The organism is Staphylococcus sp. EG-SA-10, from assembly GCF_017151945.1.
In the GTDB taxonomy this organism is placed as follows: Bacteria; Bacillota; Bacilli; order Staphylococcales; family Staphylococcaceae; genus Staphylococcus; species Staphylococcus aureus.
On record NZ_JACVZJ010000046.1, the window covers coordinates 1 to 1471 of the forward strand.

Consider the following 1471-nt stretch of genomic DNA (forward strand, 5'->3'; position numbering starts at 1 on the left):
GGTTCTCCACCAAATGTGGTGGGTATATAATTTAAAGAACTATTTTAAATTACAACTTTTAGAGTTTTTATTATTAGGCGGCCAGTCCATTATTGGGCTTGGTTGTCTTCTTTTTTTCTCCTTTGTACAAGCTGAAAATCATCATTATACGTGCTTTAAAGTTGTTGAAATTTCTGTAACCAAAAGAAATTCGCTTGATTAATTTTATCTTATTATTAATTCCTTCTATAGCACCATTATTAAATGCTGGGTAATAAATTGTATTTCTTAACATCCTTTGATGTTTTCTATAATATTTAACCACTTTCCATACACCCTTACTCACAGACTTTTTACTAACTGAATTTAAACGATTAATAAATTTAGGCCAATTACATAACCTTAGGTCTTTTCGTAATCCTTGGACAAGTTCGTAGGAGTGTCGTAGTATATCGTCTTTTGAAAGCATGAATTCTACAATGTCAGATGAGCGTTTATAAGCCTTAAAAGATTTATTCCATCTGTATTTACTAAATATGGTTTTACTAGTATCCATCAATAGAACTTTCCAGTTATTCTTAAAAATTGTATAATTAGGTCCTTTTTTATTACGGTATTCATTCATAACTTGTACACGATACTTATTAAGTTCTCTATTTAAATGTTGAACGATATGGAATCTGTCAAAAATAATAGCCGCATTAGGAAATAGGTCGCGAAATAATCGGACATAGGGTTCATACATGTCAATAGTAACCGTCTTAACTTGTTGTCGATTTTTTAAATCGAATCGCTCGAAATAGGCACGCAAGAATCTTGTAGTTCTATTTTCTAAAATATCTATAACATCATGAGTATCATTATCTATAAAAATGAAACTCATTGACCCAGTTACATTTTTAACGCTTTTAAATTCATCCATAGCGATGTGTTCTGGCAAACAATTAAACGGTTTAATTCGCAATGAATTAGCCGCTTTAGTTCTAATACGACTTACAGTAGATGGAGAGATACAGTTGTCTTCTGCAGTATCAATCTCTGTTTTAACTTTAGTAGCTTCTTCTATAACTTTTTGAGTAACACATCTTGAGATAAAACACGACTCATCAACAATTGATGTTTTAGCAGTAAAAGTGCCATTGCATTCTAAGCATTTAAAACGTTGTTTAGCTAAGTTGAGGTATGTGTTATACCCTTGAGTTTTAAGTAAAGTAATACGAGAAACACGCTTACCATGTTTATGAATTTGTCCTTCATTTTTAACACCACAACAATAACAGGCCGAAGGCTTATACGTTAGTACAGCATTAACCACTGTTGCTTTTTTTCCTTTGATAATGACGTCAATTTCTTGGTTTATATAATTTATATTTTCATCTTTTATTCTTAGTAATTCTAAGGTATCATTACACATAGGCGCACTTGTCTCCTTTAGTTTGGGTTTGGTCACTTTAAATTATAGAGGCAATTGCGCTTTTTGTGTATTAAAAAA

Annotated in this window: 1 protein-coding gene; it reads right to left on the reverse strand. The window is 31.3% G+C overall.

The genetic code is table 11. The annotated features are described in order from the left end of the window. Nucleotides 1-73: 73 nt before the first annotated feature. The gene (locus IDG45_RS13690) at nucleotides 74-1393 is read right to left on the reverse strand and encodes an ISL3-like element IS1181 family transposase (protein WP_001807150.1); all 1320 of its coding nucleotides are present in this window, start codon (nucleotides 1391-1393) and stop codon (nucleotides 74-76) included. Nucleotides 1394-1471 lie beyond the last annotated feature (78 nt).